General features: G+C 66.9%; 25 protein-coding genes. All 25 read left to right on the top strand.

What is annotated here, in order from left to right:
* Window positions 1-2 precede the first annotated feature (2 nt).
* The 25 genes from rplP (at window position 3) to rplQ (ending at window position 13,678) form a co-directional block, all read left to right on the top strand.
* Complete coding sequence (gene rplP, locus F4560_RS29505) at window positions 3-422, top strand: 50S ribosomal protein L16 (protein WP_033436719.1); 420 nt, start codon at window positions 3-5, stop codon at window positions 420-422.
* Window positions 422-670, top strand: a complete 249-nt coding sequence (rpmC, locus tag F4560_RS29500) for a 50S ribosomal protein L29 (protein WP_033428581.1) — start codon at window positions 422-424, stop codon at window positions 668-670. The genes rplP and rpmC overlap by 1 nt, the downstream gene beginning before the upstream one ends.
* Window positions 667-948: a 30S ribosomal protein S17 gene (rpsQ, locus tag F4560_RS29495; protein WP_184925491.1), complete on the top strand. Its 282-nt coding sequence runs from the start codon at window positions 667-669 to the stop codon at window positions 946-948. Before rpmC ends, rpsQ begins: the two co-directional genes overlap by 4 nt.
* Before the next feature lie 75 nt (window positions 949-1,023).
* A complete protein-coding gene (gene rplN, locus F4560_RS29490) occupies window positions 1,024-1,392 on the top strand; it encodes a 50S ribosomal protein L14 (RefSeq protein WP_033436721.1) in 369 nt (122 codons plus the stop codon).
* A 2-nt stretch (window positions 1,393-1,394) separates the two neighbouring features.
* Window positions 1,395-1,709 (top strand): 50S ribosomal protein L24, encoded by a 315-nt coding sequence (rplX, locus tag F4560_RS29485; RefSeq protein ID WP_033436722.1) that lies wholly within the window; start codon window positions 1,395-1,397, stop codon window positions 1,707-1,709.
* Entirely contained in the window at window positions 1,709-2,272 is a 564-nt protein-coding gene (rplE, locus tag F4560_RS29480) for a 50S ribosomal protein L5 (RefSeq protein WP_184925489.1), read from the top strand. The genes rplX and rplE overlap by 1 nt, the downstream gene beginning before the upstream one ends.
* Before the next feature lie 2 nt (window positions 2,273-2,274).
* The gene (locus tag F4560_RS29475; RefSeq protein WP_053715226.1) at window positions 2,275-2,460 is read left to right on the top strand and encodes a type Z 30S ribosomal protein S14; all 186 of its coding nucleotides are present in this window, start codon (window positions 2,275-2,277) and stop codon (window positions 2,458-2,460) included.
* 127 nt (window positions 2,461-2,587) lie between these two features.
* Window positions 2,588-2,986: a 30S ribosomal protein S8 gene (gene rpsH, locus F4560_RS29470; protein WP_184925487.1), complete on the top strand. Its 399-nt coding sequence runs from the start codon at window positions 2,588-2,590 to the stop codon at window positions 2,984-2,986.
* A 17-nt stretch (window positions 2,987-3,003) separates the two neighbouring features.
* Window positions 3,004-3,543 carry a 50S ribosomal protein L6 gene (gene rplF / locus F4560_RS29465; RefSeq protein ID WP_184925485.1) on the top strand — a complete coding sequence of 180 codons (540 nt, stop codon included), beginning with the start codon at window positions 3,004-3,006 and terminating at the stop codon, window positions 3,541-3,543.
* Window position 3,544: 1 nt separating this feature from the next.
* The gene (gene rplR / locus F4560_RS29460; protein WP_221483684.1) at window positions 3,545-3,943 is read left to right on the top strand and encodes a 50S ribosomal protein L18; all 399 of its coding nucleotides are present in this window, start codon (window positions 3,545-3,547) and stop codon (window positions 3,941-3,943) included.
* Between the two features lie 34 nt (window positions 3,944-3,977).
* Window positions 3,978-4,583, top strand: a complete 606-nt coding sequence (gene rpsE, locus F4560_RS29455; RefSeq protein ID WP_184925483.1) for a 30S ribosomal protein S5 — start codon at window positions 3,978-3,980, stop codon at window positions 4,581-4,583.
* Between the two features lie 2 nt (window positions 4,584-4,585).
* Window positions 4,586-4,771, top strand: a complete 186-nt coding sequence (rpmD, locus tag F4560_RS29450) for a 50S ribosomal protein L30 (protein ID WP_184925481.1) — start codon at window positions 4,586-4,588, stop codon at window positions 4,769-4,771.
* Complete coding sequence (gene rplO, locus F4560_RS29445; protein WP_312869553.1) at window positions 4,768-5,211, top strand: 50S ribosomal protein L15; 444 nt, start codon at window positions 4,768-4,770, stop codon at window positions 5,209-5,211. Before rpmD ends, rplO begins: the two co-directional genes overlap by 4 nt.
* A 236-nt stretch (window positions 5,212-5,447) precedes the next feature.
* On the top strand, window positions 5,448-6,047 hold the full coding sequence (locus F4560_RS29440) for a LysE family translocator (RefSeq protein ID WP_184925479.1): 600 nt from the start codon (window positions 5,448-5,450) through the stop codon (window positions 6,045-6,047).
* 253 nt (window positions 6,048-6,300) lie between these two features.
* A complete protein-coding gene (secY, locus tag F4560_RS29435; protein ID WP_184925477.1) occupies window positions 6,301-7,614 on the top strand; it encodes a preprotein translocase subunit SecY in 1,314 nt (437 codons plus the stop codon).
* On the top strand, window positions 7,614-8,165 hold the full coding sequence (locus F4560_RS29430; RefSeq protein WP_184925474.1) for an adenylate kinase: 552 nt from the start codon (window positions 7,614-7,616) through the stop codon (window positions 8,163-8,165). The genes secY and F4560_RS29430 overlap by 1 nt, the downstream gene beginning before the upstream one ends.
* A gap of 50 nt (window positions 8,166-8,215) precedes the next feature.
* Complete coding sequence (map, locus tag F4560_RS29425; RefSeq protein WP_184929468.1) at window positions 8,216-8,989, top strand: type I methionyl aminopeptidase; 774 nt, start codon at window positions 8,216-8,218, stop codon at window positions 8,987-8,989.
* Window positions 8,990-9,088: 99 nt separating this feature from the next.
* Window positions 9,089-9,532, top strand: a complete 444-nt coding sequence (locus tag F4560_RS29420; RefSeq protein WP_184925471.1) for a DUF1707 SHOCT-like domain-containing protein — start codon at window positions 9,089-9,091, stop codon at window positions 9,530-9,532.
* A 240-nt stretch (window positions 9,533-9,772) separates the two neighbouring features.
* Complete coding sequence (infA, locus tag F4560_RS29415) at window positions 9,773-9,994, top strand: translation initiation factor IF-1 (protein ID WP_005166804.1); 222 nt, start codon at window positions 9,773-9,775, stop codon at window positions 9,992-9,994.
* A 53-nt stretch (window positions 9,995-10,047) separates the two neighbouring features.
* Complete coding sequence (gene rpmJ / locus F4560_RS29410) at window positions 10,048-10,161, top strand: 50S ribosomal protein L36 (protein ID WP_010148647.1); 114 nt, start codon at window positions 10,048-10,050, stop codon at window positions 10,159-10,161.
* A 217-nt stretch (window positions 10,162-10,378) separates the two neighbouring features.
* A complete protein-coding gene (gene rpsM / locus F4560_RS29405) occupies window positions 10,379-10,759 on the top strand; it encodes a 30S ribosomal protein S13 (RefSeq protein ID WP_033436731.1) in 381 nt (126 codons plus the stop codon).
* Window positions 10,760-10,796: 37 nt separating this feature from the next.
* Entirely contained in the window at window positions 10,797-11,204 is a 408-nt protein-coding gene (gene rpsK, locus F4560_RS29400) for a 30S ribosomal protein S11 (RefSeq protein ID WP_184925468.1), read from the top strand.
* 23 nt (window positions 11,205-11,227) lie between these two features.
* A complete protein-coding gene (gene rpsD, locus F4560_RS29395; RefSeq protein ID WP_184925465.1) occupies window positions 11,228-11,833 on the top strand; it encodes a 30S ribosomal protein S4 in 606 nt (201 codons plus the stop codon).
* A gap of 149 nt (window positions 11,834-11,982) precedes the next feature.
* On the top strand, window positions 11,983-13,035 hold the full coding sequence (locus tag F4560_RS29390) for a DNA-directed RNA polymerase subunit alpha (protein ID WP_184925462.1): 1,053 nt from the start codon (window positions 11,983-11,985) through the stop codon (window positions 13,033-13,035).
* Window positions 13,036-13,093: 58 nt separating this feature from the next.
* Window positions 13,094-13,678, top strand: a complete 585-nt coding sequence (gene rplQ / locus F4560_RS29385) for a 50S ribosomal protein L17 (RefSeq protein WP_184925459.1) — start codon at window positions 13,094-13,096, stop codon at window positions 13,676-13,678.
* Window position 13,679: the final 1 nt, after the last annotated feature.

The raw sequence follows: 13,679 nt of genomic DNA, 5'->3' as shown, positions 1-13,679 counted from the left end.
TCGTGCTCATCCCGCGCAGGGTTAAGCACCGCAAGCAGCACCACCCCGGACGATCCGGTGCTGCCAAGGGCGGCACGAGGGTCACCTTCGGCGAGTTCGGCATCCAGGCTCTGGAGCCCGCCTACGTGACCAACCGGCAGATCGAGTCGGCTCGTATCGCCATCACCCGGCACATCCGCCGTGGTGGCAAGGTCTGGATCAACATCTTCCCGGACCGCCCGCTGACCAAGAAGCCCGCCGAGACCCGCATGGGTTCCGGTAAGGGCTCGCCGGAGTGGTGGGTGGCCAACGTCAAGCCGGGTCGGGTGCTCTTCGAGATGAGCTTCCCGAACGAGGCTGTGGCCCGCGAGGCGCTCCGCCGCGCGATCCACAAGCTCCCGATGAAGTGCCGCATCGTTACGCGTGAGGGTGGTGAGTTCTGATGGCAGCGGGTACCACCGCTTCCGAGCTGCGTGAGCTCACCGAGGAAGAGCTCGTGCTGCGCCTGAGGGAGGCGAAGGAGGAGCTGTTCAACCTCCGCTTCCAGATGGCCACCGGGCAGCTCGACAACAACCGCCGCCTGCGCACGGTCCGGCATGAGATCGCCCGGATCTACACCGTGATGCGGGAGCGGGAGCTGGGCCTCTCGGCCTCCCCCGACGCGGTTTCCACTGGTGAGGGTGCGGCATGAGCGAGAGCAACGAAGTGAAGACCGAGGTGCGCAACGACCGCAAGGTCCGCGAGGGCTACGTCGTGTCCGACAAGATGGACAAGACGATCGTGGTCGCGCTGGAGGACCGGAAGAAGCACCGCCGGTACTCGAAGGTCCTGCGTTCCACCACCAAGGTGAAGGCGCACGACGAGCAGAACACCGCCGGCGTCGGCGACCGCGTCCTCCTGATGGAGACGCGTCCGCTGTCGGCTACCAAGCGCTGGCGTCTTGTCGAGATCCTCGAGAAGGCCAAGTAAACCCGGACGGGTGCAGCGGACCGAGCCCGTCAGGTCGGAAATCTGGCGGGCCAGGAATGGTCAAGGAGTAGGTAAGTGATCCAGCAGGAGTCGCGGCTACGCGTCGCCGACAACACCGGTGCGAAGGAAATCCTCTGCATCCGTGTTCTCGGTGGCTCGGGCCGCCGCTACGCGGGCATCGGGGACATCATCGTCGCGACGGTGAAGCAGGCCATCCCGGGTGCCGGCGTCAAGAAGGGCGACGTCGTCAAGGCGGTCATCGTCCGCACCGTCAAGGAGAAGCGCCGTCCCGACGGCTCTTACATCCGGTTCGACGAGAACGCCGCGGTGCTCATCAAGAACGACAACGAGCCGCGGGGCACCCGCATCTTCGGCCCCGTCGGTCGTGAGCTCCGCGACAAGAAGTTCATGAAGATCATCTCGTTGGCGCCGGAGGTGCTCTGATCATGAAGGTGAAGAAGGGCGACACCGTCGTGGTTATCGCCGGCAAGGACAAGGGTGCTCGCGGCAAGGTCATCATGGCCTACCCCGCTGAGAACCGCGTCCTGGTCGAGGGCGTCAACCGCATCAAGAAGCACACCCGGATCACGCAGACCCAGCGCGGCGCGCAGTCGGGCGGCATCGTGACCCAGGAGGCCCCCATCCACGTGTCCAACGTGATGGTGGTCGACTCGGACGGCAAGCCGACCCGTGTGGGCTACCGGACGAACGACGAGGGTAAGCGGGTCCGCATTTCCCGTCGTAACGGGAAGGACATCTGATGACCACCGTTGAGAAGACCCTGCCGCGACTGAAGACGCGTTACCGCGAAGAGATCGTCGTCGCGCTGCGCGAGCAGTTCGAGTACGCCAACGTCATGCAGATCCCCGGCGTGGTGAAGGTCGTCGTCAACATGGGTGTCGGTGACGCCGCCCGTGACGGCAAGCTGATCGAAGGCGCCGTCAAGGACCTGTCGATCATCACGGGCCAGCGGCCCGAGGTCCGCAAGGCCCGCAAGTCCATCGCGCAGTTCAAGCTCCGCGAGGGCATGCCGATCGGCGCGCGCGTCACGCTGCGCGGCGACCGCATGTGGGAGTTCCTGGACCGCCTGCTGACGATCGCGCTCCCGCGTATCCGCGACTTCCGCGGCCTCTCGGGCAAGCAGTTCGACGGCAACGGGAACTACACGTTCGGTCTCAACGAGCAGTCGATGTTCCACGAGATCGACCCGGACGCCATCGACCGTCCCCGCGGTATGGACATCACCGTGGTGACGACCGCGACCAACGACGAAGAGGGCCGGGCGCTGCTGAAGCTCCTGGGCTTCCCGTTCAAGGAGAACTGATCATGGCCAAGAAGGCGCTGATCAACAAGGCCGCGGCCAAGCCGAAGTTCAAGGTGCGGGGTTACACCCGCTGCCAGCGTTGCGGACGTCCGCACTCGGTGTTCCGCAAGTTCGGCCTGTGCCGGATCTGCCTCCGCGAGATGGCGCACCGGGGCGAGCTGCCCGGTGTGAGCAAGTCCAGCTGGTAATCCGGCTCGGCGGCAGGTTTTTCTAAGACTCATCACTTCGCTGTAGGCCCGTCCACGACCAGCCGGCCGCAAGGTCGGCTCGGACCCTGGCTGGCGAACCGCAGCGAGAAAGGTTGACCAGGTCACCATGACGATGACCGACCCGATCGCAGACATGTTGACGCGTCTGCGGAACGCGAACTCGGCTTACCACGACAAGGTCGTGATGCCGCACTCGAAGTTGAAGGCCAGTATCGCCGAGATCCTCAAGCGCGAGGGTTACATCGCGAGCTACCGCGATGAGCAGGGCGAGGTGGCCAAGAACCTGGTTATCGAGCTGAAGTACGGCCCGAACCGGGAGCGCAGCATCGCCGGCCTCCGCCGCGTGTCGAAGCCCGGTCTGCGCATCTACGCGAAGTCGACCAACCTGCCGAAGGTGCTGGGCGGTCTGGGTGTCGCGATCATTTCGACCTCTGGCGGTCTGATGACCGACCGCCAGGCCAACAAGTCGGGCGTGGGCGGAGAAGTCCTCGCCTACGTCTGGTGAGGAAGGGGGACTAGGCAATGTCGCGCATCGGAAAACTGCCGATCACCGTCCCCTCCGGGGTCGACGTGAACATCGATGGCCAGGCTGTGAGCGTCAAGGGGCCCAAGGGCACCCTGTCGCTCAACATCGCTGAGCCGATCATCATCGAGAAGGCCGACGACGGCACTCTCGAAGTGAAGCGCCCGAACGACGAGCGTCGCAGCCGCTCGCTGCACGGCCTGTCGCGCACCCTGGTGCAGAACATGGTCGTCGGCGTCACTCAGGGCTACGAGAAGAAGATGGAAATCCACGGCGTCGGTTACCGCGTGGCGCTGAAGGGTTCCGACCTGGAGTTCGCGCTGGGCTACAGCCACCCGGTGAAGGTGGAGGCCCCCGAGGGCATCACCTTCGCGGTGGAGACCCCGACCCGCTTCTCCGTGGCCGGCATCGACAAGCAGCTCGTCGGCGAGGTCGCCGCGAACATCCGCAAGCTGCGCAAGCCCGACCCGTACAAGGGCAAGGGCGTGCGCTACTCGGGTGAGAAGATCCGCCGCAAGGTCGGAAAGACGGGTAAGTGACATGAGCGAGACTGCAACGAAGCGCAAGCCGGTGGGCAAGGACATCTCGACCACTCGCCGCATCGCCAAGACGCGCCGTCACTTCCGCCTCCGCAAGAAGGTCAGCGGCACGGCGGAGCGCCCGCGCCTGGTCGTGCACCGTTCGTCGAAGCACATCACCGTGCAGATCATCGACGACATCGCCGGCCGCACCCTTGCGGCTGCTTCCTCCGTGGAGGCGGACGTCCGGGCGATCGACGGCGACAAGAAGGCCCGTGCGACGAAGGTCGGCCAGCTGGCCGCCGCGCGTGCCAAGGACGCCGGGATCACCCAGGTCGTGTTCGACCGCGGCGGCAACGCCTACCACGGTCGGATCGCCGCTCTGGCCGATGCCGCCCGCGAGGCGGGGCTGGAGTTCTGACAATGCACATCACCGGAATTGAGAGGGACGCCTGATGCCAGGACGCACGCGTCGCGAAGGCGGCGGGGGCGAGCGCGGAGAGCGCCGCGACCGCCGTGACGGTGGCCGCGGCGGAGCGGCCCAGGAGAAGACCCCCCACCTGGAGCGCGTGGTCGCGATCAACCGCGTCTCCAAGGTCGTGAAGGGTGGTCGTCGCTTCAGCTTCACCGCGCTGGTCGTGGTGGGTGACGGCGACGGCATGGTCGGTGTCGGCTACGGCAAGGCCAAGGAAGTGCCCGCGGCGATCGCCAAGGGTGTGGAGGAGGCGAAGAAGAACTTCTTCCGCGTCCCCCGCATCGGCGGCACGATCCCTCACCCGATCACGGGCAAGAAGGCCGCTGGTGAAGTGATGCTGCGTCCGGCCTCGGCCGGTACCGGTGTCATCGCCGGTGGCGCCGTCCGCGCGGTGCTGGAGTGCGCGGGCATCCACGATGTGCTGAGCAAGTCGCTGGGCAGCGACAACGCCATCAACATCGTGCACGCCACCGTGGCCGGGCTGAAGGGTCTCCAGCGTCCCGAGGAGGTGGCCGCCCGTCGCGGTCTGCCGCTGGAGGATGTGGCTCCCGCCGGCATGCTCCGTGCTCGCGCAGGGGCGGTGTGACCATGGCACAGGTGAAGGTGACCCAGGTCAAGAGTGGTATCGGTACCAAGCGCAACCACCGTGAGTCCCTCCGGACCCTCGGTCTGCGCAAGATCCGCCAGTCGGTGGTCCGTGAGGACACGCCGCAGGTGCGCGGTTTGATCCACACCGTGCGCCACCTGGTGGTCGTCGAGGAGGTCCAGTCGTGACCATCAAGATCCATGACCTGCGTCCGGCCCCGGGCGCCAAGACCGCGAAGACCCGTGTCGGTCGCGGTGAGGGCTCCAAGGGCAAGACGGCCGGTCGCGGTACGAAGGGCACCGGCGCGCGGAAGAACGTTTCCCCGCGCTTCGAAGGTGGCCAGATGCCGCTGCACATGCGCCTGCCGAAGCTGAAGGGCTTCCGCAACCCGTTCCGCACCGAGTACCAGGTGGTGAACGTGGGCGACCTCGCCCGGGTGTTCCCGGACGGCGGTCGGGTGGACGTGGACGCACTCATCCACGCGGGCCTGGTGCGCAAGAACGAGCTCGTCAAGGTCCTCGGCAACGGTGACCTGGACGGCGTCAAGCTGGACGTCGTGGCGAACAAGTTCTCCGGCAGCGCGGTCGAGAAGATCGCCGCCGCCGGTGGCACCACCACCGTGCTCTAAGACGCACGAAGCACTGCCGAACGGCCCCCGGAGCCTCCCGCTCCGGGGGCCGTTCGCGTTCCGAGCGTTGAATTCGGGGGTTCTGGACGTAGGACTCACGCGTTCTGAACGTAGGACTCACTGGTTTTTGACTGTTGCCGGCGGTCCGAGGGGGTCTCGGACGGCCGGTTCCGGCTGGTGAGACGGGAGTTCGCCGAGGGCGTAAATCCGGTGGCGCGCGGAGTTAGCGTGAGGGCATGTGGCTGGCGGTCTTCTTCGGCGCCGCGGTCCTGGTCGCATTGACCCCTGGCGCCAACAACCTGCTCGGTATGCACCACGCGGTCCACCACGGGCCTCTGCGGGCCGCTACGGCGCTCCTGGGCCGTCTTGCGGCCTTCTCCCTGATGGTCGGGGCGGTCGTCGCCGGTCTCGGGCCCATCCTGGCCGCGAGCCACACCGCCCTGACGGTCATCAAGTGGGCCGGCGTGGCGTACCTCGTGTACCTCGCCGTGCGCATCCTGAGGGCGAAGACCGACGCCTCGGAAGCGCCGATCGGGAAGGGCAGTCCGCTGCGCAAGGAGTTCCTGGTCGCGATCACGAACCCCAAGGCCCTACTCATCTTCACCGCGTTCGTGCCACAGTTCGTCGACCCGGCGCGCGGCTCGATCCCGCTCCAGCTCGCCACCCTCGGCGCGGTCTACCTGGCGGCCGAGGCGCTGGCCGGGACCGCGTACGTGGCGGTGGGCGCCGGAATACGTCGTGCCGGCCTGACAAGGCGGGCACGTGCGAGGCTGGACAAGGGCACCGCGGCCGTCCTCCTGGGCATGGCCGGGGTGCTCGCGACCAGTCGAACTTGATCCATTCGGGGGCTTGCGCGCCTCCGCTGCCGATCATGTGCGAAGTGTGAAGGAAGACTGGCTACGGCTATCGGCCAAGCGACTGTTAAAGTCGCGGGCTGAACCCGGATGCCCTCCGGGTGGTCGCGGCTACCCGTCGCTTCCGCCACCGTCGGCGAACGGCCGACGGCACGTCCGCAAGACTGTGCCGGCAACACAGCCGGTACCGCAGGATGCCGACCCCAGTGGGGCGGCAACGCTGATGGAGGTTCGCGTGCTCGGCGCATTCCGCTCGGCTCTCGCGACGCCGGACCTACGCAAGAAGATCCTTTTCACACTCGGGATCGTCGTGGTGTACCGGTTGGGCGCGACCATGCCCGCGCCGGGCGTCTCCTTCAAGAACGTCAAACAGTGTGCCGAGGCGGTCGACCAGTCGGGGATCTACTCCCTGATCAACCTGTTCAGCGGCGGCGCGCTGCTGAACTTGTCGATCTTCGCGCTCGGCATCATGCCGTACATCACCGCCAGCATCATCGTGCAGCTGCTCACCGTGGTGATTCCGCGGTTCGAGCAGCTGAAGAAGGAAGGGCAGGCGGGTCAGGGCAAGCTGACCCAGTACACCCGCTACCTGACCATCGCGCTGGCGGTACTCCAGTCCACGGGCATCATCGCCCTGGCCGTGCGCGGGCAGCTGTTCCAAGGCTGCGAGTACCCCGTCATCCCGGACCAGAGCATCTTCAACCTGATCGTCCTCGTGGTCGTGATGACCGCGGGCACCAGCGTGATCATGTGGCTCGGTGAGATCATCACCGAGAAGGGGATCGGCAACGGCATGTCGCTGCTGATCTTCACCGGCATCGCGGCCCGCATCCCGATCGAGGGCAAGAACATCCTCGGCAACGGTGGCCTGACGTTCTTCCTGGTCTGCGTCGCCGCGCTGCTGATCATCGCCAGCGTCATCTACGTGGAGCAGGCCCAGCGCCGGATCCCCGTCCAGTACGCGAAGCGCATGATCGGCCGCCGGATGTACGGCGGCACGTCGACCTACCTGCCGCTCAAGGTGAACCAGGCCGGTGTCATCCCGGTCATCTTCGCCTCGTCGCTGCTGTACCTGCCCGACCTCATCTCCAGGCTGACCGCCTCGACCGTCGCCGGCGAGACTCCCAGCTGGTGGGCGAGGTTCGTGGAGCAGCACCTGGTGCAGCAGTCCAGCCCGGTGCACATCTCGCTCTACTTCCTGCTGATCGTCTTCTTCACCTACTTCTACGTCGGCATCACGTTCAACCCGGACGAGCGCGCGGACGAGATGAAGAAGTTCGGTGGGTTCATCCCGGGCATCCGGCCGGGGCGTCCCACCGCCGAGTACCTCCGCTTCGTGTTGGGGCGGATCACGCTGCCGGGCTCGCTCTACCTGGGCACCGTCGCCATCCTGCCGAACCTGTTCCTCGAGCTCACCGGTACGGGCCAGAACCAGAACTTCCCGTTCGGCGGCACGGCGGTGCTGATCATGGTCGGTGTCGGCCTCGACACCGTGAAGCAGATCGAGAGCCAGCTCATGCAGCGCAACTACGAAGGGTTCCTCCGCTAGTGCGACTCGTTCTCGTCGGCCCGCCTGGAGCGGGCAAGGGCACCCAGGCAAAGACGCTCAGCGATGAGCTCGGGTTGCCGCACATCTCCACCGGGGACCTGTTCCGCGCGCACATCAGCGAGCAGACCGATCTTGGCAAGGAAGTCCAGGAGTACCTGGACTCGGGCGAGTTGGTGCCGGACGAGGTCACCAACGAGATGGTGCGCGTCCGGCTCGCCCAGCCGGACGCGGTGAACGGCTTCCTGCTCGACGGCTTCCCGCGCAACACCGCCCAGGCGGGCGTGCTGGGCGAGATGCTGGCGGCGGAGGGGCACGCCCTGGACGCGGTGCTGGAATTCCAGATCCCCGAGGACATCGTGGTCGAGCGGTTGCTCGCCCGGGGTCGCACGGACGACAAGGAAGACGTGATCCGGCACCGCCAGCAGGTGTACCGGACGGAGACCGCGCCGCTGCTCGACTACTACGCCGACATCGTCGTGACCATCGACGCCGTCGGCGAGGTCGACGAGATCAGCGAGCGCGCTCTCCGCGCGTTGCGCGACCTGAAGTGAGCGGTGGACTCGTCGATGCGCTGCGTCGGATCGTCCCCGGTCGGGACCGCATGATCGAGATCAAGAGCCGCGGGCAGCTGGAGGCCATGAGGGCCGCCGGGCTGGTCGTGGCGCGGACGTTGGCGCTGCTGGCCTCGCACACCAAGGCCGGGGTCAGCACCGCCGAGTTGGACGAGCTGGCGGAGCAGTGCATCCGCGACGCCGGCGCGATCCCGTCGTTCAAGGGCTACCACGGGTTCCCGGCATCGATCTGCGCGTCGGTGAACGAGCAGGTGGTCCACGGCATCCCCAGCCGCACGCAGGTGTTGGTCGAGGGCGACCTGATCTCGATCGACTGCGGCGCCATCCTCGACGGGTGGCACGGCGACTCGGCCGTGACGCTGGCGGTCGGCGAGGTGACCGACGCGGAGCTGAAGCTGTCCGACGCGACGCGGGCCTCGATGCTCGCGGGCATCGAGGCGGCGGTGCCCGGCGGTCGGCTGAGCGACATCTCGTTCGCCATCGAGTCGGCCACCATCCTGGCCGGCGAGGAGCACGGGATCGAGTACGGGATCGTGGAGGGCTACGGCGGCCACGGCATCGGCACGAAGATGCACATGGACCCGTTCCTGCCGAACTACGGCAAGCCCGGCAAGGGGCCCCGGTTGAAGGTCGGCATGGCGATCGCGATCGAGCCGATGCTGACGTTGGGGTCCGAGCAGACGGTGGAGCTGGACGACGGCTGGACCGTCGTCACGTCCGACGGCTCGCGCGCCGCGCACTGGGAGCACTCGGTGGCGATCACCGACGACGGCCCCTGGGTCCTCACCGCCCTGGAGTCCTGACCCGGCGCCCTGGCTTCGCCGGCGTTCGGGCCTTCGGAGGCGTGGAAGCGGGGGGTTAGCCCCATGGTCGTGGGCCTGCCCGTGCGGTGGGATCGACCGGTGAACCAGCCCTTGCGGCCCGAAGACGTCCGGGCCTCCGACACCGAACGCGAACTGGTCCAGCAGTGGCTGCACCGCGCGCACGCCGACGGCAGCCTCGACCTCGCCGAGTTCGACGCCCGCGTGGTGCGCACCTGGGCCGCCAAGACCCGGGGTGAACTGGCCGTCCTCACGGCCGACCTGCCGACCGTGCCGCCCGCGCGTCCCGCCCAGCCCGTCACCGTCAGGGTGTCATCCGAACCGGTGAAGGTCAGCGGTGGGCGGAAGGCGCTGAAGGTGCTCACCACGATCTGGCTCGCGGTCAGCGCGTTCAACTTCGCCCTCTGGCTGCTCGTCGGCTTCCTCGGTGGCGAGGGGTTCGTGCACCCGTGGTTCCTGTGGGTCGCCATGCCCGCCGGCTCGGTGCTCGGGGTCATCTGGCTGACGACGAAGCCCCGTCGTTGACGGCGTGCGGCATCCGTAACGCTGTTCCGGTTGACGCGTGGCCGGTGGCGGCGCTCGGTCGATTTGGGCGTTCGCTCCGACCCGCGTAGTATGGACGGGTGGCGCACACGTCGCGCCGGTTCCGTCATGCCCGGGGCTCTTCTGCCCGGCGGTGACAGGGTTCGCAAGGGCCTTGAGGAGTCGGGGTGCCGCGTGCCCGCACTCCAGAAGCAACACTCACCGTCACGAAACGCGGAGGACATGGGCAAGAAGGACGGGGCCATTGAGGTCGAGGGCCGCGTAGTCGAGCCGCTTCCCAACGCGATGTTCCGCGTCGAGTTGGAGAACGGTCACAAGGTCCTGGCACACATCAGCGGCAAGATGCGTCAGCACTACATCCGCATCCTCCCTGAGGACCGGGTTGTCGTGGAGCTCTCGCCCTACGACCTGTCCCGCGGGCGCATCGTCTACCGCTACAAGTGACCTCCGGCGTGCTCGCACAAGAGCGCGCCGGCTGACGCAGGAGAAGCTCAGGCGTGAAGGTCCAGCCGAGCGTCAAGAAGATCTGCGACAAGTGCAAGGTGATCCGCCGTCACGGCCGGGTCATGGTGATCTGCGAGAACCTGCGCCACAAGCAGCGCCAGGGCTGACCAGACCAGCACGAGTCGAGTCTTCAGCGGACGCGACACCTCAGTAAGCCTCCTCGCACCTGCCACACACCAGCACCACGTGTGGCGCACCCCCGGACTCCAGGCCGGGGCCGGGACACCGGACGCGAGAGCGACCGGACACTGACACAGCGAGTCAGTCCCGGAATCGGGCGAGGAGCAGACCTGGAGCGACACCACTGTTAGGAGCAAGCGCCGTATGGCACGACTCGCTGGCGTCGACCTCCCCCGCGAAAAGCGGTTGGAGATCGCGCTCACCTACATCTTCGGCATCGGTCGGACGCGCTCGAAGGAGCTGCTGACCGCCACCGAGATCTCCCCGGACATCCGGGTGAAGGATCTCGGTGACGACGACCTGGCGAAGCTGCGGGAATACATCGAGAACCACTTCAAGGTCGAGGGTGACCTCCGCCGCGAGGTTCAGGCCGACATCCGCCGGAAGATGGAAATCGGCTGCTACGAGGGGCTGCGCCACCGTCGCAACCTGCCCGTCCGCGGGCAGCGCACCAAGACGAACGCGCGCACTCGTAAGGGTCCGAAGAAGACCGTCGCCGGCAAGAAGAAGGCCGGAAAGAAGTAAGACCTCGCGTCGCTAGCAAGTAGGAGATCACCCAGACATGCCACCCAAGTCCCGCACGGGCGCCGGGGTCAAGAAAGTCCGGCGCAAGGAAAAGAAGAACATCTCGCACGGCCAGGCGCACATCAAGAGCACGTTCAACAACACCATCGTGTCCATCACGGACCCGCTGGGCAACGTGATCAGCTGGGCGTCCGCCGGCCACGTCGGCTTCAAGGGCTCTCGCAAGTCCACGCCGTTCGCCGCGCAGATGGCCGCCGAGAGCGCGGCGCGCAAGGCTGCCGAGCACGGCATGCGCAAGGTCGACGTGTTCGTGAAGGGTCCCGGCTCCGGCCGCGAGACCGCGATCCGTTCGCTTCAGGCCGCCGGCCTCGAGGTCGGCACCATCCAGGACGTGACCCCGCAGCCCCACAACGGCTGCCGCCCGCCCAAGCGGCGCCGGGTCTGAGGCACGGGGAGGAGTAAGACACTATGGCTCGCTATACCGGACCGGCCACTCGCATCTCGCGCCGTCTCAAGGTCGACCTCGTCGGCGGGGACCAGGCGTTCGAGCGTCGTCCTTACCCGCCCGGCCAGCACGGCCGCGGTCGGATCAAGGAGTCCGAGTACCTGCTTCAGCTCCAGGAGAAGCAGAAGGCTCGTTACACCTACGGCGTGCTCGAGAAGCAGTTCCGCCGTTACTACGAGGAAGCGGTTCGCCGCACCGGCAAGACCGGTGAGAACCTGCTTCAGATCCTCGAGTCCCGGCTCGACAACGTGGTGTACCGCGCGGGTCTCGCGCGCACCCGTCGTCAGGCCCGCCAGCTGGTCAACCACGGTCACTTCATCGTGAACGGCCAGAAGGTCAACATCCCGAGCTTCCGGGTGTCGAAGTTCGACATCATCGACGTGAAGCCGAAGTCGATGCCCACGCTGCCCTTCGAGGCCGCGCGTGCTTCCTTCGGTGACCGGCCGATCCCGGCGTGGCTCCAGGTCGTGCAGTCCAACCTGCGCATCCTGGTCCACCAGCTCCCGGAGCGGGCGCAGATCGACACGCCCGTCACGGAGCAGCTCATCGTCGAGCTCTACTCGAAGTGATCCTCCTGGAGGGCCTGTCCACGCGGACAGGCCCTCCAGCCGGGTCCCGCGGCGGCACGAAATGGTGTGTCGCATGCGTTTGCCGGTCTCCGCGACCGGCTTCCACGACGTCAAATAGCGGGCGTCGGGGTTAGAAGGGAAAGAACCCAGTGCTGATTTCACAGCGTCCCTCGCTCGGCGAGGAATCGGTCAACGAGACCCGCTCCCGGTTCGTCATCGAACCGCTGGAGCCGGGCTTCGGCTACACCCTCGGCAACTCGATTCGCCGCACCCTGCTGTCGTCCATCCCCGGCGCGGCCGTGACCAGCATCCGCATCGACGGTGTGCTGCACGAGTTCACGACCGTCCCCGGTGTGAAGGAAGACGTCACCGACATCATCCTCAACCTCAAGGAGCTGGTCGTCAGCTCCGAGGAGGACGAGCCGGTGACCATGTACCTGCGCAAGCAGGGGCCTGGTGCGGTGACCGCGGGCGACATCGTGCCTCCGGCCGGTGTCACCGTGCACAACCCGGACCTGCACATCGCCACCCTGAACGGCAAGGGCAAGCTGGAGATCGAGCTCGTGGTCGAGCGCGGTCGCGGCTACGTCCCCGCCGTGCAGAACAAGCAGGCCGGCGCCGAGATCGGCCGCATTCCGGTCGACTCGATCTACTCGCCCGTCATGAAGGTGACCTACAAGGTCGAGGCCACCCGTGTCGAGCAGCGGACCGACTTCGACAAGCTGATCCTCGACGTCGAGACCAAGCCGTCCATCACGCCGCGTGACGCTGTCGCGTCGGCTGGTAAGACGCTGGTCGAGCTGTTCGGTCTCGCTCGCGAGCTGAACGTCGACGCCGAGGGCATCGAGATCGGCCCCTCGCCCGCCGAGGCGGACACCATCGCGGCGTTCGCGATGCCGATCGAGGACCTGGACCTCACCGTCCGGTCGTACAACTGCCTCAAGCGCGAGGGCATCCACACCGTCGGCGAGCTGGTCTCGCGCAGCGAGGCGGATCTGCTGGACATCCGCAACTTCGGTGCGAAGTCGATCGACGAGGTCAAGATGAAGCTCGTCGGCCTCGGCCTCGCGCTGAAGGACAGCCCCCCTGGGTTCGACCCGTCGGCGGCTGCGTCCGACTACCCCGCCGAAGGCTGGGGCACGGACACCGTCGTGGACAACCACGACGACGGCCAGGACTACGCGGAGACCGAGCAGCTCTGAGGTCGCTTAGCGGCCGGGCCGGAGCAGAGGATCAGAAAGAAATCCGAGGAGCAATTCGATGCCCACCCCCACCAAGGGACCCCGTCTCGGGGGCTCGCCGGCCCACGAGCGGCTGATGCTGGCCAACCTGGCCACGTCCCTGTTCACCTACGGTCGGATCACGACCACCGAGGCGAAGGCGAAGCGGCTCCGTCCGTACGCCGAGAAGCTGATCAGCAAGGCGAAGATCGGTGACCTGCACAACCGTCGTGAGATCCTCAAGGTGATCCGCGACAAGGACATCGTGCACAAGCTGTTCGCCGAGATCGGCCCGCAGTTCGCCGACCGCCCCGGTGGCTACACCCGCATCACCAAGACGATGCCGCGCAAGGGCGACAACGCGCCCATGGCCGTCATCGAGTTGGTCGCGGAGCAGACCGTCACCTCAGAGGCGGAGCGCGCCCGCAAGACCAAGTTCGCCAAGGACGAGGCCCCCAAGGCCGCGGCTGAGGAGACCAAGGTCGAGGACGCCGCCGCCGACGTGGAGGACCAGGACGCCGACGCGCCCGAGTCCGCCACGAAGGACGCCACCGAGGAGCCCGCCGAGGGCGCTTCGGACGAGGCCGCCGAGGCCCCGAAGGCTGAGAAGAAGGACGAGTCCTGAC

Source organism: Saccharothrix ecbatanensis (genome assembly GCF_014205015.1).
Lineage (GTDB): Bacteria > Actinomycetota > Actinomycetes > Mycobacteriales > Pseudonocardiaceae > Actinosynnema > Actinosynnema ecbatanense.
The sequence above is the reverse complement of the archived record's forward strand: the minus strand, read 5'-3'. Positions and strand labels throughout refer to the sequence as shown.

What these genes read in the sequence shown, in the direction of transcription:
- rpmC (WP_033428581.1), top strand. Translation starts at nt 422, where the DNA reads ATGGCAGCGGGTACCACCGCTTCCGAGCTGCGTGAGCTCACCGAGGAA.
- rpsQ (WP_184925491.1), top strand. Translation starts at nt 667, where the DNA reads ATGAGCGAGAGCAACGAAGTGAAGACCGAGGTGCGCAACGACCGCAAG.
- rplX (WP_033436722.1), top strand. Translation starts at nt 1,395, where the DNA reads ATGAAGGTGAAGAAGGGCGACACCGTCGTGGTTATCGCCGGCAAGGAC.
- rplE (WP_184925489.1), top strand. Translation starts at nt 1,709, where the DNA reads ATGACCACCGTTGAGAAGACCCTGCCGCGACTGAAGACGCGTTACCGC.
- F4560_RS29475 (WP_053715226.1), top strand. Translation starts at nt 2,275, where the DNA reads ATGGCCAAGAAGGCGCTGATCAACAAGGCCGCGGCCAAGCCGAAGTTC.
- rpsH (WP_184925487.1), top strand. Translation starts at nt 2,588, where the DNA reads ATGACGATGACCGACCCGATCGCAGACATGTTGACGCGTCTGCGGAAC.
- rplF (WP_184925485.1), top strand. Translation starts at nt 3,004, where the DNA reads ATGTCGCGCATCGGAAAACTGCCGATCACCGTCCCCTCCGGGGTCGAC.
- rplR (WP_221483684.1), top strand. Translation starts at nt 3,545, where the DNA reads ATGAGCGAGACTGCAACGAAGCGCAAGCCGGTGGGCAAGGACATCTCG.
- rpsE (WP_184925483.1), top strand. Translation starts at nt 3,978, where the DNA reads ATGCCAGGACGCACGCGTCGCGAAGGCGGCGGGGGCGAGCGCGGAGAG.
- rpmD (WP_184925481.1), top strand. Translation starts at nt 4,586, where the DNA reads ATGGCACAGGTGAAGGTGACCCAGGTCAAGAGTGGTATCGGTACCAAG.
- F4560_RS29440 (WP_184925479.1), top strand. Translation starts at nt 5,448, where the DNA reads ATGTGGCTGGCGGTCTTCTTCGGCGCCGCGGTCCTGGTCGCATTGACC.
- map (WP_184929468.1), top strand. Translation starts at nt 8,216, where the DNA reads ATGATCGAGATCAAGAGCCGCGGGCAGCTGGAGGCCATGAGGGCCGCC.
- infA (WP_005166804.1), top strand. Translation starts at nt 9,773, where the DNA reads ATGGGCAAGAAGGACGGGGCCATTGAGGTCGAGGGCCGCGTAGTCGAG.
- rpsM (WP_033436731.1), top strand. Translation starts at nt 10,379, where the DNA reads ATGGCACGACTCGCTGGCGTCGACCTCCCCCGCGAAAAGCGGTTGGAG.
- rpsK (WP_184925468.1), top strand. Translation starts at nt 10,797, where the DNA reads ATGCCACCCAAGTCCCGCACGGGCGCCGGGGTCAAGAAAGTCCGGCGC.
- rpsD (WP_184925465.1), top strand. Translation starts at nt 11,228, where the DNA reads ATGGCTCGCTATACCGGACCGGCCACTCGCATCTCGCGCCGTCTCAAG.
- rplQ (WP_184925459.1), top strand. Translation starts at nt 13,094, where the DNA reads ATGCCCACCCCCACCAAGGGACCCCGTCTCGGGGGCTCGCCGGCCCAC.